Raw genomic sequence first — 20,742 nt, 5'->3', positions numbered from 1 at the left:
GGTGCGCCGGCAGGACCTCGACCATGTCCTACGTCAGTTCCCCGACAACGATCACCATGCCGAGGGAGCAGCCCCTGGGGTTGGGGCCGGCACTTCCGGGCCCACCGAGATCGCGGTGACTGGCAGGCTCAGGGAGCGTCCGTCCTGCGTACGCACAGCACCGTCGCCGTTCCGTCCATCGTGCGGGGGCAGTCGTACACGGCGGTGACGCGGCGCCAGAGGTCCTTGTCGACCTTGGCCGGGCGGAACCAGGTGCGGTCCAGGATCGCGTACGGGGCCGGGTCCCGGTCGACGCAGGTCTCGTTCTCGTGGAACGACTTCAGCCCGGTGACGTCCGGGAGGTAGCGGGTGCGCTGGAGGAACGTGGCGATCGGGTAGCGGCACGGGGCGGGGTGGCCGACGTAGTACGTGGTGTCGCCGAAGGCGAGGTAGAGCACCGGGGCGCCGGCGGGCAGCCGGGCCCGCAGCCGGCCGGCCTCCGCCTCGGCGCCGCGCATCGCACTCAGGTACTCGGCGTTGGTACTCCTGACCTCGCCGAACTGCACCAGGTGCGGGGAGCCGGGCCACATGCTCGCGGCCAGGCAGACCACACCGGTCAGGGCGAGCAGGACGGGCGGCCGCCCTCCGCGTGCCGGACGCCGGTCCGTCGTCCGGGCGCGGGCCTCCCGCAGGACGTCCGCCACGGCCGCGATCAGGGCGACGAGGGCCGGCGCCCAGACGGCGTACGGCCGTTGGAACCCCGTGCCCGCCTCGGCGTACAGCACGGACAGTGCCCCGGACAGCAGGGACACCGCGCCGAAGCACCACGGCGGGGAGCGGCGGGCGCCGCCCACGGCGAGGCCCCACAGCGCGGCGGCGAGCACCGGCATCTGGGCGCCGTGGTACAGGAACCAGTTGCCCTGCACGACCACGACCGCCTGGGCGCCGAGGCCGACGGCCAGTGCCACCAGGGCCAGTTCGGTCCGGCGGCCCCGTCCGCGCACCCGGGCCAGGACCAGCAGCAGCGCGCCCGGGAGCAGCAGCAGCACCGGGCTCTGCACCGCCCGGTCGGCGAGGAAGTCCACGGAGCGGTCGAGGACGAAGCCGGGGCGGATCCCGGTCCGGCTCAGCGCCGACTGGTTGATCCGCGGCATGTCCTCGGTCCACTGCCACTCGTGGGATCCGCCGAGCACGCTCAGCCCGAACAGGACCAGCGCCGCGGACACCCCGGCCGGCGCGAGCCGCACCGCCCGGCCCCGGTCGACGGTGTACACGAGGAGCACGCCGATGGCGGCCGTGGCGGCGGTGGAGTACTTCATCATCACCGCGAGGCCCAGCGGCAGGGCGGCGAGCAGGGCGGCCGGCCACGGGCGGGACGGGCCCAGTGCCGCGGCCACGGCGAACACCGTCAGCAGCGCCGCCGCCCACTCCGGCTGGAGGAAGTCGTTGCGGGGCGCCAGGGTCAGCGCGAGACCGGTGGCGCCGGCCGTGAGGGCCGCCTCGCGTCCGGTGACCCGGCGGCCCAGTGCCAGGAAGAGGGCCCAGGACGCGGCGGCGGCGAGCAGGATGCCGGCCGCGCCGATCACGGTCTCGCGGACCGCCGTCGTGTCTCCGAAGGAGAGGCGGTCGAGGCCCGCGACGAACCACCGGTAGAAGTACGGCCGGTGGGTGAAGACCTCCGACGGCGAGTAGCCGGCCTCGCCGCCGGTGCGCAGGGCGCCGAGGACGTAGTGCAGGTCGCCGGTGAGGCGGCGGGTGGCCGCGGTGTACACCACGGCCACCACGGCGGGCAGGGCGGCCACCGGCCACCACAGCGGTGACCGGCGGCCGCCCTCGCGCGAGCGCGCCTCGGCACAGGTGCCGTCGGCCAGGGCGGTCGCCATGGGTCAGCCGCCCAGGATGACCCGCAGGTCGGCCGCGTTCGCCTCGGTGACCTTCCACAGCTCCTGCTGCCGGCCGTGCACGTCGGCGACCGTACGGTCGTGGTCGGCGAGCAGCTCCTTCGAGCGTTCCACCAGGCGCGCGGCGAGGTGCCGGTCGTGGACCGAGACACCCCACTCGGGGCGCTCGATGTCCCGCAGGAAGTACGCCATCTTCGGGTGCGAGATCAGGCTGATGACGGGCGTGCCGCAGCCGAACGGGATCATGCCCGCGTGGCCGCGCATGCCGATGACCAGCCTGGTGCGCGCGTACAGGTCGCGGATCTCGTCGTTCTCGAAGTCGTACATCGGGATCACCGGGAGCGAGATGCCGTGCTCGCGGCGCAGGTCGAAGGCGATCTTCTCGTCGTCGAGGGAGTGCGCCACGCACCGCACCTCGGCCAGTTCGCCCAACTCCCGTACGGCGCGGGCCATCTGGTCCAGGAAGTAGCCGTAGTCGTGGCCGAAGCGCAGGCCCGCTCGGTCGTAGGCGGCGTTGATCAGGATGGTGTCGTCCCGCTCGGCCGGGTCCTGCCAGCCCGGCACCAGCTGACGGGTGACCGTCGTCGGGCAGGGCTGGAAGCGGACCTTGTCGTGCAGGCGGGCCGGGAGCATGGCCCGCACCTTCTCGATCGAGCCGTGGTTGCGCAGCCCGAAGAAGGAGGACCGCTCGACGAGCAGCCGCAGCGACTCCCGGAACCGGCCGGCGCGGTAGGACTGGCCGTCGAAGGCGTTGAAGCCGACGGCGAAGACCGCGACGGGCACGTCGATGCGCTGGAGCAGCTCGTCCGGGACGTTCCACTGCCAGGCGCTGTTGCCGTTGGGCATGGTGTCCGGGATGAACAGACCGCCGCCGCCGATGACCAGGCCCCGGCGGCGGTTGACCCGCTCCAGGGCGGCCTCGTCGAACAGCCGGTGGGCGTGCACCGGGTGCCAGCGGCGGGAGGTGGTGTCCGGCCCGAACGCGGACCGCACGCTCTCCGGCAGCAGCTTGTCGCCCGCGTTGCCCTGGCGGTCCATGTAGAAGGCGACGTGCGCCAGTTGGTCCTCGGGGCTGCCCAGCTCCTGGGCCGGTACGGTGGCGGCGCGCTGCGCCCACAGGCGGTTGGAGCGGTGGGTCGGGTCGACGGACAGGCCGGCCGTGGCGTACGTCAGCGCCTGGCCGTTGTCGCCGTGCACCCAGGCCATCTGGGCGAGCCGGGCGTAGGCGGTGGCGGCCCGGTTGGGGGCGGCGGTGGCCAGCAGCAGCTGCGTGCGGGCCTCGTCGTAGCGCGAGACGCTCATCAGGGCGTGGCCGAGCACCTCGTGCGGCCAGGCCGCGTCGAGGGGGATGCGGACGCTGCTGAGGACGTCGACGGCGTCCTGGTAGTCACCGGCCCCGATGTGCGCGGCGGCCACCTTGCGGGCCACCTCCACGTCCGAGGTGCGGGTCACGTGCGGGGTGCCGAAGTGGATCAGCAGGTCGTGGTGGAGGCCGCCCTGCTTGGCCAGGTAGGCGGCGTGGAAGTCGGCGTCGGACAGGTCGAACTCGCGCCAGCGCTCCTCGGCCTGGCTGTAGCCGGCCTCGCCGCCCTGCCAGGGCTTGTGGCGGCCGGTGAAGTGCAGGATCGCCGTGTCGTCCGGGACCGGCAGGTCGCCCGACAGCCGCCGCTTGACGAAGTTGTAGCGCGGGTCGAGGCGGACGAAGTCGCCGTCCAGGACGGCGTTGAGGATGCCCTGGTCGTGCTTGTCGAGTTCGTAGTCGCCGCTGCGGCCGCAGGCGTCCAGCCGGGCGCAGAACGCGTCGCTCAGGTACTCGCGCTGGATCACCAGCAGACCGGAGTTGAGCTTGTGCTGGCCGTAGAAGAACTGCGGCACGGCCGCGAGCCCCTCGCGCAGTGTGAGCAGTTCGCCCAGGTCGCCGAGGACGACCATGTCGGTGTCGAGCGTGATGACGGTGTCGTACTCGCGCAGCCGGAAGACGTCCAGGATGAAGTACGCCTTGCGGACCAGGTAGTTGTCCTGGTCGCCCTTCTTGTACGAGTCGTAGTGCTCGGCGTTCACCCGGCGCAGGACGATGCGCGGGTGCAGGTCGCGGATCCTCGCGATCGAGCCGGGGCGCAGGTCGTCGTAGAGGACGACGAAGTCCTCGCACACGCCCGGGTTGGACAGGGCGAGGCTCTTCAGCAGGACGAGGAAGCCGGGCAGGTAGTTCTCGTCGACGTAGCTGGCGAAGGCGATCCGGCGTTTGCCCGTGAGGTCGTGCGCGGCCGTCGGGGCCGCCGGGGCCAGGGAGACGGCGGTCCGGTCCGGGGAGAGGGCGGTCCGGTTCGGGGAGAGGGCGGTCCGGTTCGGGGAGAGGGCGGTCCGGTTCGGGGAGGTCAGGGTCATCGCAGGGATATCCTCATGTCGGTCACGCTCTGGGCCCGCTGCATGACCCATGCCTTCTCGCTGGTGTATTCGTGCACGGACGTGATGGCCAGCTTCATCGCTCCCGCCACGCGGTAGGCGCCGCTCTCGTAGAAGTCGAAGCCGATCAGGTCCAGGGTCGGGCTGACGTCCAGGAAGTCCAGCAGCCACAGCATGTTGAAGCCGGTGGTCGGGATGCCCGACCAGGCGTCGCTGCCGAGCCTGCCGATGGTGCGCACGGGCCAGCGCAGGGACTCGTCGCCGAGGTGGGTCTGGGCGCCGGGCACCAGGCGGTTGCGCAGCGAGTGCTTCCAGTCGCCGGAGATGCCGCCGAAGACCAGCCGGGTGGTGACGTGCTGGTCCCAGTTGAAGCCGTGCTTGTGGATGGTGGCGTGGATGTCGGTACGGCTGCCGGTGTGCTGCGGGTCGATCCGGTACGAGTTGAAGCGCACCACCAGGTCGTACGCGTCGATCTCGGCGCCCATGGAACTGGCGCCGACCCGGCCGGAGTTGGCGATCAGGGCGATGGACCTGCCGGCGATCTGGTTGCGGAACTCGCCGAGGGTGATCCACCGCACGCCGCCGACGGTCGGGTCGGTGACGGGGCCGCGCATCCGGCTGCGGCGCTGCTCGGCGTAGAGCGCGACGGCCTCGGTCAGCGCGGGCAGGTCGACGCCGGGGACGGTGGTCCGCAGGTCGAGGTACTGGCTGAGCAGTTCCTGCCGGTCCTGCACGGGTGCCTGGTCGGCGGCCAGCGCGAGGAGCGCTCCCACGAGCCGGGGTTCGGCCTCCGTCCAGTCGCCGGCGGCGTGCGCGGCGAGGCCCTCGGCCCACACGCCGGTGGCGGGACCGCCCGCGAAGTCCCGGGCGCGCGGCACCTGGCGCTCCAGGAGGGCGAGCAGCTCGCGCTCCTTGTCCGCCGCGACCTTGAGGCCGGCGATCCGGGCGCGGACGCCGAAGCCGTCGTCGTCGGTGAGGCCGAGGTAACGCTCGTACGCCTGAAGGGCCTCGGTCCCCTCGCCGAGGGCCTCCAGCAGGCGGGCGCGCAGCCGCCAGCCGGCGCGGGAGTTCTTGCGCTGGGCCAGGACGGTGTCGCTGATGACCAGCGCGAGGTTCAACTCGTCGTCGTAGCCGCACTCCAGGGCCTTGTTGGCGACGGCGAGCAGGGCGTCCAGGAGTTCGTTGCCGAGGCTCGCGGAGGAGGTCGGGGCACCCTTGACGGCCCGCTTGAGCAGGGCGGTGGCGCCGGATGGGGCGGGCGCGGCGGCGGCCGTGGAGGTCGTGCCCCACACCACGAGCAGCTTGCGCAGCTGCTCGGCGAGTTCGACCCGGCGGCGGTCGATGCTGCCGACGAGTTTTCCGCTGTGCACGGCGCAGGCGCGCAGGCAGTCGTCCAGCTCCCCGCCACGCGCACGTGCACGTCTCTTCTGGACCGTCGTCATGGCACTCCTGTGGTTTTTTTACCCAGCTCTGGCTGTGTTCTTGGGTTTATCGCCGCGTGGGGGGATTCTGGGGAAACTTAGGAAGCCAAAACGACATTCAGGTGAACTCACCGGGGCCACACGGCCAATCGTTGGCCTGCCGGCACGGACATCCCTGTGACGCGGACTAACGTGCGGACACGTACCCGAAGGAACACCCGTACGAGGGGAATGTCGTGACCAGCATGACCGTCCGGCCGGTGCCCGACGCGTCCGCGCCCGTGCTGCCCCCGCCGGAGCGGACGGGCGTCCGGCGAAAGCCCCGGCTGCGCGCCCTGGACGGGCTGCGACTGGTCGCCGCGCTGATGGTGGCCGCCTATCACTACGGCGGCCGGGGCGGCGAGATCACCCGGGCCTGGGGCAGTTCGCCGGAACGGCAGTTCCCCACGCTGCACACCTACTTCGCCTACGGGTGCCTCGGCGTCCAGATCTTCTTCGTGATCAGCGGGTTCGTGATCTGCATGAGCGGCTGGGGCCGGCCCTTGAAGTCGTTCTTCGCCTCCCGCGCCTCCCGGCTGCTGCCCGCCTACTGGGCGGCGGTGCTGCTGGTGACGGCGGTGTTCGCGCTGCCGATGGTCACCTTCAAGGCGCTGTCACCGAGCGACACGCTGGTGAACCTGACGATGCTTCAGTACCCGCTGGGCGTGGACCGGGTGCTCGGCGTGTGCTGGACCCTGTGGGCGGAGGTCCGCTTCTACGCCCTGTTCGCGCTGTGTGTCGTCCTGCCCGGCGCCTCCCGCCGCCGCGTGCTCATGTTCTGCGCGGGCTGGACGCTCGCGGCGGCGATCGCCCAGGGCGCCGGCCAGCCGCTGCTCGACATCGTGTTCATGCCGGAGTACGCCCCGTTCTTCATCGGCGGCGTCGGCCTCTACCTCGTCCACCGCGACCGCAGGGACATCTACGGCTGGGGCGTCGTGGCCGTGAGCTTCCTGATCGGGCAGCACTACGCGGTACGCAGCCTGTGGAACGCGGCGGACCCGAACGCCTTCGCCCACCGCACCTCGCTCGGCATCGTCCTCGTCGTCGCCGTCGGCTTCCTCGCGGTCGCCGCGGTCGCGCTGGGCTGGCTGAACTGGGCCGACTGGCGCTGGCTGACCGTGGCGGGGGCGCTGACGTACCCGTTCTACCTGGTCCACGAGCACCTCGGCTGGGTCGTGGTGCACACCCTGCACGTCGAGCTGGGGCTGCCGTCGGCGCAGACCTTCGCACTGACGGTCGCGTCGATGCTGCTGCTGGCCTGGCTGCTGAACCGGTACGTGGAGGAGCCGCTGACACCGAGGCTGCGGGCGGCGCTGACGAAGGCCCGCTGACCCGCCCGAAGGCCCGCTGGCCTAGTCGATGCCGTACCGGGCCCCGATGCCCGCGATCACCAGCGCGAGCCCCTCCTCGAAGTGCCGGTCGTAGTCCTGGAAGATCTCCGTGCCCGCCGCGGCCGACAGCGGGAAGTCGGCCATCCGGCGGGCGCGTTCGTCGACGTCGTACCCTTCGCGGCGCTCGTCGGGCATCCGCTGGACGCCCTGTTCCTCGGTGACGAAACCGAGGGTGTACACGTACGCCGTCGAGATCGCGCGGACCGCCTGGGCGAGGGTGAGGCCGGCGGCCGTGAACAGGCGCAGGCTGTCCTCCATCTGCTCCGCGTGGACGAGCCCGGTGAACCGTGAGCCGCTGAAGACCTTCGCGCCGTCGCGGTAGCCGAGCAGGGCGGCGCGCAGTCCGCGGTTGGACTTCAGCAGCCGTTCCCGCCAGGAGTCGTCGGCCTCCAGCAAGGTCCCCGCGGCCATCCGGCGGTACATCTCCGTCGCCATCTCGTCCAGCAACGCCTGCTTGTCCTTGAAGTGCCAGTACAGGGCGGGCGCCTTGACGTCCAGTTCCGTGGCGATGGCGCGCAGGGTCAGGCCTTCCAGGCCCACCTCGTTCAGGAGCCTGAGGGCGGTGTCCGCGACTCGCTCGCGGTCGAGGGGGGCTCGGCGTTCCGTGTTCACACTTGACAGCTTAACGCCGTTAAGGGCACCGTCACACCCGACCGCACTTAACGGCGTTAAGGAGAATGGATCATGGATGCGGATGTGGACGTTCTGATCGTCGGCGCGGGACCGACCGGGCTCACCCTCGGGATCGACCTCGCGCGGCGGGGCGTGGCCGCGCGGGTCGTGGAGCGGGCCGAGGGGCTGTTCCCCGGCTCCCGGGGCAAGGGCTTCCAGCCCCGCACGATGGAGGTCTTCGACGACCTCGGCGTGCTCGACGCGGTCCGCGCGGCCGGCGGCACCTACCCGGTCGGGATGCTCTGGCGGGACGGGAGGCAGCTGGGCGAGCACCGGATGTTCGACCCGCTGGAGGAGACCGAGGACGCGCCGTACACCGAGCCGTGGATGCTGCCGCAGTGGCGCACCCAGGAGATCCTCTTCGCCCGGCTCGGGGAACTCGGCGGGCGGGTCGCCTTCGGCCGCGAGGCGACCGGGCTCGACCAGGAGGAGGACGGCGTGACGGTCCGGTTCGCCGACGGGGCCCCGGTCCGCGCCCGGTACGCGGTCGCCGCCGACGGCGGCCGCTCGGCACTGCGCCGCTCGCTCGGCATCGGCATGGCCGGCGAGACCGTCGATCCGCAGCCGATGCTGGTGGCGGACCTGCGCGTCAACGGCCTCGACCGCGACCACTGGCACATCTTCCCGCCGCGCGAGGAGGACGGCGCCGCCTTCCTCACCCTCTGCCCGCTCGCGGGCACGGACGACTTCCAGTGCGTCGCCCGGTTCCCCGAGGGCGCCGCGGTGGACCTCTCCCTCGACGGCATCCGCAAGGTCGTCGCCGCGCGGACGCATCTCGCCGCCGAGGACGTGACCGAGGTGCGCTGGGCCTCGGACTTCCGGCCCCGGGCGGCCCTCGCGGACCACTTCCGCGAGGGCCGCGTCCTCCTCGCCGGGGACGCAGCGCACGTCCACTCCCCGGCCGGCGGCCAGGGCCTGAACACCAGCGTCCAGGACGCCTACAATCTGGGATGGAAGCTCGGCGCGGTGCTGCGGGACGGGGTGGACGCGGCACTCCTCGACACGTACGAGGAGGAGCGGCGCCCCGTCGCCGCGCAGGTGCTCGGCCTGTCGACGAGCGTCCACCGCGGCGGGACCCGGCGCGGCGCGGCGACCGGCCAGCTCGGCTTGGGATACCGGGACTCGACGCTCACGGAGGAGACCCGGCCGTCACCGGACCGGATCCGGGCCGGCGACCGGGCCCCGGACGCGACAGTCGCGGGTGTGCGCCTCTTCGACGCGTTCCGCGGACCGCACTGGACCCTGCTGGCCCTGGGCACACCGGTCCCGGACGTGACCGGCCCGGTACGGGTCGTCCAGGGTCCCGCGCACAAGACGTACGGCACCGGGCTGTTCCTGGTCCGCCCCGACGGCTACGTCGGCTGGGCCGGCGACACGGCGGCGGGGCTCGCGGAGTACCTCACGCGGTTCAATCCGGGGTGACGGCCCTGGCCTCCAGCGCGGGCACCAGTCCGTCGAGCACCGGCAGCGCGGCCGCCAGGGCGGCGCGGTCGGCGGGCGGGAGGCCGGCCACCACGCGGGCCAGCGCCGACGCGCTGGCACGGTCGTAGCGGGCCAGCAGGTCGAGCGCCCGGGCCGACGGCGTCAGGACGACGGCCCGGGCGTCGATGGGGTCGGCCGCCCGCTCGACCAGACCGGCCGCCGTCAGCGCCTTGACGAGGTTGCTCACCGTGGACGGCGCGATCCGCAGCCGGGCCGCCGCCTCGCGCGGCGCGAGCGGACCGTCCGCGGTCAGCACCCGCAGCAGCTCGATCTGCGCCTCGGGCAGGTCCGGCAGCCCCTCGGCCGTACGGGTCGCCCGGAGCACCGCACGGCGCAGCGGGCCGAGCAGGCGCCCGAGTTCGAGGGCGACGTCCTGCGGGTCGCGGCCGGCCGTGCTGTCCATGCGCCCATTCTGCCTGCCAGCCTCGGTACATCGGTTTTGCCACAAAACTGTTTTGTGGCAAAATCACATACATGAGGACGACACACCCGGCCACGCCGAGGACCACGACCACCGGCCCCGTACCCCCGCAGGACCTCTCCGGCATCGTCGGACACCGGTTCATCTACACGTACGCCAACGGCTGGCAGTACGAGATGTACGTGAAGAACGCGACGACCATCGACTACCGCATCCACACCGGCCACGTGGGCGGCCGCTGGGTGAAGGACCAGGAGGTCGACCTGGTCGCGCTGACCGAGGGCGTCTACAAGGTCTCCTGGACCGAGCCGACCGGCACGTCCGTGTCCGTGAACGTGGTCCCCGCCGAGCGGGTGCTGCACGGTGTGATCTTCTTCCCCGAGTGGATCCGCACCCACGGCGAGCGGACCGTCCTGTTCCAGAACGACCACCTCGACGAGATGCGCCGGTACCGCGACGAGGGTCCGGCCTACCCGGTCTACGTGGTCCCGGAGTTCGCCCGGATCACGCTCTTCGAGTACGTCGGCGAGAACGACGAGGACGTGGTGTCGGTGGCCCCGGGCGACCTGCCGGCGGGCTGGGCGGACCGCACCAACTGACCGGAGCGGTCAGAACGCGTCCGACGGTACGGTCAGAACGCGTCCGACGGTACGTAGGTCCCCCACACGCCCCGGAGCGCGTTGCACACCTCGCCCACGGTCGCCCGGGCCCGCAGCGCGTCCTTCATGGGGTAGAGCACGTTGTCCTCGCCCTCGGCCGCCTTCTTCAGAGCCGTCAGGGCCGAGTCGACCGCCGCCTGGTCCCGCTCCGCCCGCAGCTTCGCCAGCCGCTCCGCCTGCTGGGCCTCGATGGCCGGGTCGACGCGCAGCGGCTCGTACGGCTCCTCCTCGTCGAGCTGGTAGCGGTTGACGCCGACCACGACCCGCTCGCCGGAGTCGGTCTCCTGCGCGATCCGGTAGGCGGAACGCTCGATCTCGCCCTTCTGGAAGCCGTGCTCGATCGCGTTGACCGCGCCGCCGAGGTCCTCGACCTTCCGCATCAGCTCGACCGCCGCCGCCTCGACGTCGTCGGTCATCCTCTCGATGACGTAGGACCCGGCGAAGGGGTCGACCGTCGCGGTCACGTCCGTCTCGTAGGCGAGGACCTGCTGGGTGCGCAGGGCCAGGCGCGCGGACTTGTCCGTCGGCAGCGCGATGGCCTCGTCGAAGGAGTTGGTGTGCAGGGACTGGGTGCCGCCGAGGACCGCGGCCAGGCCCTGCACCGCCACGCGCACCAGGTTCACCTCCGGCTGCTGGGCCGTCAGCTGCACACCCGCCGTCTGCGTGTGGAAGCGCAGCATCAGCGACTTGGGGTTCTTCGCGCCGAACTCCTCGCGCATCACCCGGGCCCAGATCCGGCGGGCCGCACGGAACTTGGCGACCTCTTCGAGAATCGTCGTGCGGGCCACGAAGAAGAACGACAGGCGCGGCGCGAAGTCGTCGACGTCCATGCCGGCCGCGACCGCGGTGCGCACGTACTCGATGCCGTCCGCCAGCGTGAACGCGATCTCCTGCGCGGGCGTGGCACCGGCCTCGGCCATGTGGTAGCCGGAGATCGAGATGGTGTTCCACTTCGGGATCTCGGCCTGGCAGTACTTGAAGATGTCCGCGATCAGCCGCAGGGAGGGCTTGGGCGGGAAGATGTACGTCCCGCGCGCGATGTACTCCTTCAGCACGTCGTTCTGAATCGTGCCGGTGAGCTTGCCGGCGCTCACACCCTGCTCCTCGGCGACCAGTTGGTACAGGAGCAGCAGCAGGGCGGCCGGGGCGTTGATCGTCATCGACGTGGACACCTTGTCCAGCGGGATCCCGCCGAACAGCACCCGCATGTCGTCGATCGAGTCGATCGCCACGCCCACCTTGCCGACCTCGCCGCTCGCGATCGGCGCGTCGGAGTCGTGGCCCATCTGGGTCGGCAGGTCGAAGGCGACCGACAGCCCCATCGTGCCGTTGGCGATCAGCTGCTTGTAGCGGGCGTTGGACTCCGTCGCCGTACCGAAACCCGCGTACTGGCGCATGGTCCAGGGCCGGCCGGTGTACATCGACGGGTACACGCCCCGGGTGAAGGGGTACGACCCCGGCTCGCCCAGCTTCTCCGCCGGATCCCAGCCCTCCAGGGCCTCGGGCCCGTACACCGGCTCGATGGGCAGCCCGGACTCCGACTCGCGCGACATGGTGTGTTGCCTCCCGCTGAGCAGTTACTCGGTTACCAGCTGGTACGGTCCGCCCCTTCGACGGACTGTAGCGGTGGGCGTGCACCCGGTGCAGGGGAGCACGCTGGGACCTTGCTCACAGGGTTGCTGCGGTCCCCGTCACAACCATGCCCCGCCGTTCGCCGGGCGTCATTCAGGGGGAACATCTCAGGTGACATCCGAGCGCACGGTGAGACGGCGGGGGTCCGCAATGCGTATGAGGGGCATGACGGGCATGACGGGGACGGGGAGAGGGATCGTCGCGCTGCTGGCCCTGGCCACGGTCTGCGGCTGCACGGTGCAGACGACGGACGGGGACGGGACGTCCCGCGCGCCGGTGCGCATCGACGTTCCCGGCAGCGCACCGCCCTCGACGAAGGCGGACACGCCGGGCGGCGCCGACAGCGACGGCGGCACCGGCGGCACCGGCAGCGATGAGGACAGCGCCGGCAGCGACGGCCGGAGCGACGAGGACGGCACCGCCGACGACAAGCCGAGCGCGCCGCCCGCCGCCGAGCCCGCACCTCCGCCGGTCGTCCTGTGGTCCCGGGGCGACACCGGCCAGGACGTCCGCGAGCTCCAGGCCCGGCTGCGGCAGGTCGCCTGGCTCTTCGACGGGCCGACGGGGACGTACGACGATCTGACCGAACAGGCGGTCAAGGGGTTCCAGGGCAAGCGCGGGCTGCCGAGGACGGGCGAGACGGACACCGTCACCTGGCAGCGGCTGCTGCGGATGACGCGCGAGCCGGGCACCTGGGACCTGTACCTGATGGGCGGGCAGCCGGCCGCCGCGCCGGATCCCCGCTGCCTGACCGGGCGGGCGCTGTGCATCAACAAGTCGAGCCGCACCCTGCGCTGGATGGTCGACGGCCGCACGGTCATGACGGTGCCGGTCCGCTTCGGCTCGCAGTACACACCCACGCGCGAGGGCGTGTTCCAGGTCTACTGGAAGTCCCGCCACCATGTGTCGACGCTGTACGACGCGCCGATGCCGTACGCCATGTTCTTCAGCGGCGGCCAGGCCGTGCACTACTCGTCCGACTTCGCGGCCCGCGGGTACGCCGGCGCCTCGCACGGCTGCGTCAACGTACGGGACGAGACGGCGATCTCCCAGATGTTCGCGCAGGTGAGGAACGGCGACAAGGTCGTCGTGCACTGGTGACACCAGTGGCGGATCTGGGGCGCGGGCGGGACCGGGGGAACGTGTCCCGCCCGCGCCGATGTGCACGAGCCGTAGGTACGGGGGGAACCCCGGCTCTGTGCGACAGCCGATGACCAGTCGGCTCACTCAGTACTGCGCTTCGGCGGCCGAAAACGTCACACCCTGACCGAAGGAATTTCAACGAGTTGCGAAACCGCAGGTCAGGTGCCGTTGCCGGGGCCGCCGGACGCGTGCGGGGCGTCGGCACGGCCGCCGTTCTGCCCGCCCTGCCCTCCGCCGCCCGCCTCGTCCCCGACCTTGTCGCTCTTGTCGCTCTTATCGCCCTCGTTGCTCTTGCCGCTCTTGTCGCCCTTGCCGCCGTCGTCGTCCCGGTCGGCCTTGTCATCGTTGTCAGCGCTGCCGCTGCCGTCGGCGGTACCGCTCGTGGCACCACCCTTGGTCCCGCCCTTGGCCCCGCTCTCGGCACCGCTCTCCGCCTCGTCGCCCGGGGACGACGTGCCGGCCAGTACGTTCCCGCAGTACTTCCTCACGTGCGCGGGTCCGCCCGCCGCGCCCTCCAGGGCCCGCCTGCGGTCGGGGGCCAGTCCCCTGCCGTCGCGCACGTCCCGGCAGGCCTCCAGCGCCTCGCTCCCGTGGGTGCCCGGACGTCCCGGCCGGCCGTCGGGGCCCGTGCCGCCGCCGGTGTCCGGGGAGGAGCCTGCGCGTGCGGTGTCGCGCGGGACACCCCGGCCGGGCTCGGCGGCGCCGCCGGACGAGGGCGCGCTCCCGGCGACCCGCGACGACGGCGTGCCGAGCGGGCGGTCCGGTGTCACCGCGGCCGAGACCGAGGCGGCGGGCTCCGGGGCGGTGCCACCGAAAGGCGTGGGCAGGACTCCGGTTCCGGCCGCGGCGGCGACTCCGCCGACCATGCCGACGGTGAGCGCGGCGGCCAGTCCGAGGCGGACGGTACGGCTCCGGCGGGGGTCTGGGCCGCCCCGGCCGGGGCCGCCGATGCGGACGAGTCCGGCGTCGGCGGAACGGGTGCGCGAGCGGCCGGAAGCGGTCCGCTCACCGGCACGCTCACCGGTCCGGTCACCGGCCCGGTCGTCGGCACGCTCCGCGCGCGCCGTGCGGAAGGCGGCCAGCGCGGCGGCCTCGCCGGGGAGTTCCGCGCTGGTCGGCGGGGGTTCCACGGAGAGCGCGTCGAGCGTCTTGGCGAGCCGTTCGGCCCGGTCGCGGGCGGCCACGTCGACGGCTTCGAGGGACTCTCCGCTCAGCAAACGCTCCGCCGTTTCGCGGTCCAGCCACCTGTACTGCTCGTCGGCCATCACATGTCCTTCTGCGTCCGCGCGCGCATATGCGTCACACTCGCGGACGTCACCGCGTCACCGCGCGGTTCTCGCTGGGGAGGCAGGGCGTCGAGGACGCCGGCCGATTCCGCATCGTCGTCGAGGAGCTCGGCGAGCCGTTTCAGACCGCGGTGCGCGGCCGTCCGTACGGCACCCGGGCGTTTGCCGAGTGTCTCGGCGGCGCTCTTCGCGTCGAGGCCCACGACCACGCGCAGGACGACGGCCTCGGCCTGGTCCTGCGGCAGCCGGGCGATCAGGGACAGCGTGGTGTCGGTGACCAGAGATTCGATGGCCTCGCCCGCGGTGTCCGACTCGGCGGGCTTGCCGGTCAGCTCGGTCTCGTCGCCGACCGTCGCCGGGCGGCGCCCGCGCATCCGTATGTGGTCCAGGGCGCGGTTGCGGGCTATCCGGGCGGCCCAGCCGCGGAAGCGGTCCGCGTCGCCGCTGAACCGCTCCAGGTCACGGGCGATCTGCAGCCAGGCCTCGGACGCCACGTCCTCGGCGTCCGGGTCGCCGACCAGTGTCCGGACGTACCCGAGCAGCCGCGGGTGCACGGCGCGGTACACAGTCCGGAACGCGGTCTCGTCCCCGTCCTGTGCCGCAAGCACCGCGGCCGTCAGCTCCGCGTCGTCCCCCAGCACCCGTACGCCCTTTGCGCCTCAACCGGCGCCGCTCTCGCGGCCCGGGTTCTCGCCGTTGTGGTTCCTCGATCGATGGTCGCGCTCTTCGGACCGCGGATGATCACGGTGGTCATGCGCCCGCCGCGCCCCGGCGCGAAAGGCACGTTACGACCTGAAACCGCCGCTCGTCCATGTCCGTACAAGGTGGGACCACCTTGTCACGCGGCGAGGACCCGGTGGTGTGTGACACAAAACGCACGCCCGGCGCTGTAGGGAGTACGGGCCGCCGCGCGGCCCGTACCGCGCGACGGCCGGGGCCTCTCCTGTGGGGGGTGGCGGCCCCGGTCGTTGCCTCGGTTTCACCGCTCTGACCTGCTGCTTTGCGCGGCTTCCATGACCAGCGCGACCAGCGCGTGGCCAGCGGACCAGACAGTCACCGGTTTTTGTCCGGCACAATGCGCCGAGTCGTCGTTCACGGTACGGCACCGCCGTCATCCTCGGCGGCACGCTCTGGGCCGCGCTCTACATGGCGGTGATGGCCCCCTGGGCCGAGCGGTACCTCCGTATCGCTGCGGCTCTTCAGGAGATGTTCGATGCCGAGGTACTTGACCTGCCATGGAACAACGTGGCGGTCGGCAACCGGATCAGCGACGACGAAGTGAGCCGACTCAGCAGGAGCTTCCGCGGCAGCGAGGACCGACTGCGGGGCTACTGCCTGGTGGTGGACGCCGCCGCGCCCTACGACGTGCTTTTCTGCCTGGAACAGAACCTGGCTTGGGGATCCCGGATCCGACTTCGCTTCGCCCGCGAGGTCCAGGACACGCTCTATCAGATGCGACGGCTCCAGCCGCGTCTGCCGACCTGGTACTTCCGGCGCTACCACGACCAGGACAAGGGCGGTTTCCAGATCGGGATGCAAGAGCTACTACGGCCGGGGCCGGCATGACATCTCCAAGGACATGGTGCGGAAGGTTCTTGCCCAGCCTCGCCCCCAACCGCAGCCTCGCCCCAGAACCCCGCTATGGCCATTCGGCCGTTGACGAAGGTCTGGAGGCCGCCCTTGTCAGCCGCTGTAGAGGGTGAGCAGATCGACCAGGAGGACGTCGCCACGACCGTGCGCCAGTTCAACCAGGTCGGGATAGAAGCCGTGCAACGAGTACAGGGCCAGCGTGGTGGCAGCGGTGTCGTACCCCTGGTCTGCGAGGAGCGTACGGATACGTTCCAGACGCTCCAGGTCACCGGTGCCCCGGCGGGCGGCGGTCGCCTTGGCCTCGCCCAGCAGCGCGATCCTCGCGCGGGGAGCCTGCGGGCGCTCACCGGCGGCCAGGGCGATCACGTCGACCTCGTGCTTCGTCCGGGCAGCCTGGTCGGCAACCTCGGTGGTGCCGACCGGGCCAGGCAGACCGTCCGGCAGCAGGGTGTGGGCATAACGGCGAGTGAAGTCACGGGCCAGGTCCTCGAAGTGTGGCCCGAGGATCTTGGAGTTGAAGGTCGGGGCGGCCTGCTGCCAGACCTGCTCGGCGAAGCCCTGCTCCACCGCGGCGGCCTGCGGGAGGGTGATGAGCTGGTTGAAGCGGATAACCGGGTCGGCGAGGGTGATGACGGGGTGCTTGGAGCGGAGGATGTCCTGTTCCCGCCGGATGTAGCCAGTGGATTCCAGGACTCCGAGAGGGTGGGCGACGGCGTTGCGCGGACGCTCCAGAGCGGCACCGATCTTGCTGGGCGTGGTGGCGCCGTTCGCGATCGCGGTGAGGATGTCGTAGTACAACGTGTGCTGCGTAATCCTCGGGTCCTCGCGCAGCAGGTACTCGGTCTCGGTACGCGAGTACACCGCCCGCCCCGGGTCGAGCAGCGTCCGGCTGAGCCACGTGTCAAAGCCATCATCCGGATGCGGTCGGCCCGCCACCGGCCGATAGCCGGGGGCCCCGCCGAGAACCGCGTGCACCTTCAGCGCCGTCAACGGGTCTGCGATCTGCCAGAAGTCCCGGCTGTCCCGGTAGTCGAAGGCGCCCAACCGTAGATCGACCACGGCCCTGCCCCGCAGCGGCTTGGTTCCCGAGAGCAGTTCGTGCATGACGCTCATCGCGGAGCCGCACAGGATCAGTCGGGGCCCCGGCCCGGCACCAGGCTGAACGCCACGCTGGCGTTCGTCGTAGAGTTGCTGAAGCAGTCCCGGGATCTCGGGCGAGTGCTGGAGCAGGTAGGGCAACTCGTCGATCACCAGGAGCGGATGCGCCGAGCGGGCCGTCACGTCAAGGGCATTGGACAGCACGTCACGCCAGTCGGTCAGGCGCAGACTACCCGGCCTCAGACCGGCATGCGTGGCGACGGCGTCACTGAACCGCTGGATCGCGGGCAGCCGCCCCTCCTCCCGGACCGCTGTGACGTACAAGCCGCCGACCTGCTCGGACAGGGCCTGAAGGAGGTACGACTTCCCGTGCCGCCGCCGCCCGGACACGATGCCGAGCCGCATCGCCGGGTCCGGGTCGGTGAGGAACTCCGCGAGCAGATCCCACTCCCGGTCCCGGTCGACCACGTCGTCCGGCTTGGTCGGCAGGCTCTTTCTCACAGGCCCTCCAGCACATCGACTGCGACGAAATATGTCTAAGTCTACTTCGACAGATCTCGGCCTACCGGAATTCTCCTCCGAGCCGATCATTCTGACGGCCGACAGTGGCCGCCCCTGGCCGTTGGTCACCTGACCAGCGCGTGACCAGTAGCGGTCAGGAACAGCCAGAAACATCCAGATGAGGGCCGAGCCAGGCCGGAAGCGGGAATCTGTACCGAGACAGCAAAGTGCCTGGTCAGAGGATTTTTACGCCTCTGCCAGGCCAGGGGTGGCGGTCCCGGCCGTCTCGCATTCCACCCCAGGTGACCGGGCGGACCGGCAGACAGGCCGGACGCCGGGATCGTCTCCTGCGACACGGCGTCGAACCGTCGCCTACCGCACCAGGCAGGGCCGCTTGCTGTCGAACTCCCAGCCAGGGACGAGGTATTGCATGGTGACGGCGTCGTCGCGGGCCCCCAGCGCCTTCTGCTGGTAGAGCTCGTGGGCAGCCAGCAGCCGGTCCATGTCGAGCTGGACGCCCAGGCCCGGGGCCTTTGGGACGGCGATCTCGCCGCCTACGATGCGCGGCGGGGCCGTGGTGAGGCGTTCCGTTCCTTCCTGCCAGATCCAGTGCGTGTCCAGGGCGTTGTACTCGCCCGGGGCGGCGGCGCCGCAGTGGGTGACCATGGCGAGGCTGATGTCGAAGTGGTTGTTGGAGTGGCAGCCCCAGGTCAGACCCATCGCGTTGCACAGCTGCGCCACGCGTACGGAGCCCTGCATGGTCCAGAAGTGCGGGTCGGCGAGCGGGATGGAGACCGACTGGAGGGCCAGGGCGTGGGTCATCTGACGCCAGTCGGTGGCGATCATGTTGGTCGCGGTGGGCAGGCCGGTCGCGCGGCGGAACTCGGCGAGGATCTCCCGCCCGGAGTAGCCCCCCTCGGCCCCACAGGGGTCCTCGGCGTACGCGAGCGTGTCGCCCAGCGGGCGGCACAGCTCGACCGCCTCGGCCAGGGGCCAGGCGCCGTTCGGGTCGAGCGTGATGCGGGCTTCGGGGAAGCGGCTCTTGAGGGCGCGGACGGCCCTGACCTCCTCGGCGCCCTCCAGGACCCCGCCCTTGAGCTTGAAGTCCTTGAAGCCGTACAGGTCGTAGGCGGCCTCCGCCTGCCGGACGATGGCCTCGGGCGTGAGCGCCTCCTCGCGCCGGATCCGGTACCACTGCACCGGGGAGTCGGGCTCCCGGACGTACTCTAGATCGGTGCGGTCCGGGTCGCCGACGTAGAAGAGGTAGCCCAGCACCCGTACGGAGTCGCGCTGTTGGCCGTCGCCGAGCAGCGCCGCCACGGGCACGTCGAGGTGTTGCCCGAGCAGGTCGAGCAGCGCCGACTCGACGGCGGTGACCGCGTGGACGGTGGTGCGCAGGTCGAAGGTCTGGGCACCACGGCCGCCCGAGTCGCGGTCGGCGAACCGGTCGCCTATCGCGCGCAGCACCCGCTTGTAGTCGCCCACCTTGGCCCCGACGACCAGCGATTCGGCGTCCCGCAGCGTCTGCGTGATCTTCTCCCCGCCGGGCACCTCCCCCAGCCCGGTCCGCCCTTCGGAGTCGGTGAGGACGACGACGTTGCGGGTGAAGTAGGGGCCGTGCGCGCCGGAGAGGTTCAGCTCCATGCTGTCCCGGCCGGCGACGGGGTAGACGGCGAACGCCGTGATGGTCGGCTGTCCGATGCTCATCGGGTGCCCTTCTGGGGTGAGGGGGTGGTTCATCAGAGGCTGAGGACGTCGAGGACCTGCTCGGCGATCAGGACACCGCCCAGGCCGAGGATCGCGAGGACCGTGGTGTAGCTCGTACGGACCTTGATCGCTTCGATGACGGAGAGGTTGAAGTACTCCTTGAACAGCCAGAATCCCGGGTCGTTGACATGGGAGAAGGCGATGGAGCCACAGGCGACGGCGAGCACCATGATCTCCGGATGGACCCCGCTCCCCGCGAGCAGCGGCAGTACCACGCCGGACGCGGTGACGACGGCGACGGTCGCCGAGCCGAGCGCGATACGGAGGATGACGGCGACGAGCCAGGCCAGGATGATCGGCGAGATGGACCAGCCGTCGGTGGCGTCCTTGATGTAGTCGGAGATCCCGCCCTCGACGAGGACGTTCTTGAACGCTCCGCCCGCGCCGATCACCAGCAGGATCATCGCCATCGCCTTGGCCGCCGAGGAGCAGGAGGCGGCGACCTCCTCCAGGCTGCGGCCGATCCGCGGCCCGAACGCCCAGACCGCCAGGCACAGGGTGAGCAGCAGCGCGATGGGCGCCGAGCCGATGAAGGCGACGAAGTGCAGGAACCCGTTCTCGGCGGAGGTGGCCATGTCGGTCACGGCGGCGGCCACGATGAGACCCACGGGGAACAGTGCCACGAACAGCGACCAGCCCAGGCCGGGCATCTCCTCGTCGGTGAACTCCCGCTCGGTGACCAGCCCTTGAGGGATTTCGGGCGTCATCGCCTTGATGAACGGCAGGCGCGGCCAGAGCAGAGCGATGAACACGCCCGCCGGGACCGCGATGAACAGGCCGTAGAGCAGGGTCAGTCCGACGGAGGCGTCGAAGGTCGCGGCGACCGCGGTGGGGCCGGGGTGCGGAGGCAGGAAGCTGTGCATCGTCGACAGCGTGATGGACATCGGCAGACCGACCCACAGCAGCGGCGCCCCGGTGACCCTGACCAGGGTGAACGCGATCGGCACGATGATGATGAACGCGACCTCGTAGAACATGGTCACGCCGATCAGCATCGCGGTGACCACCATCGCCACCTGCACCCAGCGCGGCCCGAAGGCGTCCAGGAGCTTGGTGGCGATGCGCTGTGCGGCGCCGGAGTCGCCCATGACGCGGCCGACCATGGCACCCAGCCCGATGGTGAGCATGGTGTCGCCGATCTGGCCTCCGATGCCCTCGGAGAGGACATCCGGGATGGTCGCCACCGGAATCCCCTGGACCAGCGCGACTCCCACCGCCACGAGCAGCAGCGCCGCGAAGCCGTTGACTCTCAGCCTGGTCATCAGAACCAGCAGGACCAGAACACTGATCCCGACCACGAGAAGAGGCATGGCAGTTCTCCTTTGAACTGTCGAACATGGGGGGCGCGGGACTT

Annotated in this window: 15 protein-coding genes and 1 pseudogene; 5 read left to right on the top strand and 11 right to left on the bottom strand. The window is 71.2% G+C overall.

Translation table 11 applies throughout. From position 1 onward, the window contains the following. Positions 1-128: 128 nt before the first annotated feature. The 3 genes from ACWD0J_RS05750 to ACWD0J_RS05740 are packed head-to-tail and all read right to left on the bottom strand — an operon-like array spanning position 129 to position 5,728. Positions 129-1,862, bottom strand: a complete 1,734-nt coding sequence (locus ACWD0J_RS05750; RefSeq protein ID WP_451494484.1) for a hypothetical protein — start codon at positions 1,860-1,862, stop codon at positions 129-131. A 3-nt stretch (positions 1,863-1,865) separates the two neighbouring features. Then, positions 1,866-4,268 carry a glycosyltransferase gene (locus ACWD0J_RS05745; protein ID WP_451494483.1) on the bottom strand — a complete coding sequence of 801 codons (2,403 nt, stop codon included), beginning with the start codon at positions 4,266-4,268 and terminating at the stop codon, positions 1,866-1,868. Beyond that, the gene (locus ACWD0J_RS05740) at positions 4,265-5,728 is read right to left on the bottom strand and encodes a glycosyltransferase family 29 protein (RefSeq protein ID WP_451494482.1); all 1,464 of its coding nucleotides are present in this window, start codon (positions 5,726-5,728) and stop codon (positions 4,265-4,267) included. Before ACWD0J_RS05740 ends, ACWD0J_RS05745 begins: the two co-directional genes overlap by 4 nt. A gap of 224 nt (positions 5,729-5,952) precedes the next feature. Here ACWD0J_RS05740 and ACWD0J_RS05735 point away from each other — a divergent pair, with 224 nt between their 5' ends. Then, positions 5,953-7,077: an acyltransferase family protein gene (locus tag ACWD0J_RS05735; RefSeq protein WP_451494531.1), complete on the top strand. Its 1,125-nt coding sequence runs from the start codon at positions 5,953-5,955 to the stop codon at positions 7,075-7,077. A 21-nt stretch (positions 7,078-7,098) separates the two neighbouring features. Here ACWD0J_RS05735 and ACWD0J_RS05730 read toward each other — a convergent pair whose 3' ends face one another. Further along, positions 7,099-7,749 carry a TetR/AcrR family transcriptional regulator C-terminal domain-containing protein gene (locus ACWD0J_RS05730; protein ID WP_451494481.1) on the bottom strand — a complete coding sequence of 217 codons (651 nt, stop codon included), beginning with the start codon at positions 7,747-7,749 and terminating at the stop codon, positions 7,099-7,101. Positions 7,750-7,821: 72 nt separating this feature from the next. On the opposite strand from ACWD0J_RS05730, the gene ACWD0J_RS05725 reads away from it, so the two are divergent. Then, a complete protein-coding gene (locus ACWD0J_RS05725) occupies positions 7,822-9,231 on the top strand; it encodes an FAD-dependent oxidoreductase (RefSeq protein ID WP_451494480.1) in 1,410 nt (469 codons plus the stop codon). Here ACWD0J_RS05725 and ACWD0J_RS05720 read toward each other — a convergent pair. After that, entirely contained in the window at positions 9,218-9,694 is a 477-nt protein-coding gene (locus ACWD0J_RS05720; RefSeq protein WP_451494479.1) for a MarR family winged helix-turn-helix transcriptional regulator, read from the bottom strand. The genes ACWD0J_RS05725 and ACWD0J_RS05720 overlap by 14 nt on opposite strands. 71 nt (positions 9,695-9,765) lie before the next feature. On the opposite strand from ACWD0J_RS05720, the gene ACWD0J_RS05715 reads away from it, so the two are divergent. Further along, positions 9,766-10,311 (top strand): phenolic acid decarboxylase, encoded by a 546-nt coding sequence (locus ACWD0J_RS05715; protein ID WP_451494478.1) that lies wholly within the window; start codon positions 9,766-9,768, stop codon positions 10,309-10,311. A gap of 32 nt (positions 10,312-10,343) precedes the next feature. Here ACWD0J_RS05715 and ACWD0J_RS05710 read toward each other — a convergent pair whose 3' ends face one another. Continuing rightward, positions 10,344-11,924 carry an acyl-CoA mutase large subunit family protein gene (locus ACWD0J_RS05710; RefSeq protein WP_451494477.1) on the bottom strand — a complete coding sequence of 527 codons (1,581 nt, stop codon included), beginning with the start codon at positions 11,922-11,924 and terminating at the stop codon, positions 10,344-10,346. 253 nt (positions 11,925-12,177) lie between these two features. Here ACWD0J_RS05710 and ACWD0J_RS05705 point away from each other — a divergent pair, with 253 nt between their 5' ends. Next, positions 12,178-13,104: a L,D-transpeptidase family protein gene (locus ACWD0J_RS05705; protein WP_451494476.1), complete on the top strand. Its 927-nt coding sequence runs from the start codon at positions 12,178-12,180 to the stop codon at positions 13,102-13,104. 200 nt (positions 13,105-13,304) lie between these two features. Here the strand turns inward: ACWD0J_RS05705 and ACWD0J_RS05700 are convergent, their stop codons facing one another. Both ACWD0J_RS05700 and ACWD0J_RS05695 read right to left on the bottom strand, forming a co-directional pair. Next, positions 13,305-14,411: a hypothetical protein gene (locus tag ACWD0J_RS05700; RefSeq protein ID WP_451494475.1), complete on the bottom strand. Its 1,107-nt coding sequence runs from the start codon at positions 14,409-14,411 to the stop codon at positions 13,305-13,307. Further along, entirely contained in the window at positions 14,411-15,073 is a 663-nt protein-coding gene (locus ACWD0J_RS05695; protein ID WP_451494474.1) for an RNA polymerase sigma factor, read from the bottom strand. The genes ACWD0J_RS05700 and ACWD0J_RS05695 overlap by 1 nt, the downstream gene beginning before the upstream one ends. A 469-nt stretch (positions 15,074-15,542) precedes the next feature. On the opposite strand from ACWD0J_RS05695, the pseudogene ACWD0J_RS05690 reads away from it, so the two are divergent. After that, a pseudogene (locus ACWD0J_RS05690) lies at positions 15,543-15,998 on the top strand (S-4TM family putative pore-forming effector); the annotation flags it as partial. 117 nt (positions 15,999-16,115) lie between these two features. Here ACWD0J_RS05690 and ACWD0J_RS05685 read toward each other — a convergent pair. The 3 genes from ACWD0J_RS05685 to ACWD0J_RS05675 all read right to left on the bottom strand — a co-directional run bounded on the left by ACWD0J_RS05685 (position 16,116) and on the right by ACWD0J_RS05675 (position 20,698). Next, positions 16,116-17,621: an AAA family ATPase gene (locus tag ACWD0J_RS05685; RefSeq protein ID WP_451494473.1), complete on the bottom strand. Its 1,506-nt coding sequence runs from the start codon at positions 17,619-17,621 to the stop codon at positions 16,116-16,118. A gap of 372 nt (positions 17,622-17,993) precedes the next feature. After that, entirely contained in the window at positions 17,994-19,322 is a 1,329-nt protein-coding gene (locus tag ACWD0J_RS05680; protein ID WP_451494530.1) for an enolase C-terminal domain-like protein, read from the bottom strand. A 38-nt stretch (positions 19,323-19,360) separates the two neighbouring features. After that, complete coding sequence (locus tag ACWD0J_RS05675) at positions 19,361-20,698, bottom strand: gluconate:H+ symporter (RefSeq protein WP_451494472.1); 1,338 nt, start codon at positions 20,696-20,698, stop codon at positions 19,361-19,363. Between the last annotated feature and the right edge of the window lie 44 nt (positions 20,699-20,742).

The organism is Streptomyces sp. NPDC003011 (genome assembly GCF_053591515.1).
Note: the sequence above shows the minus strand (reverse complement) of the source record. Positions and strands in the feature narration are given on the sequence as shown.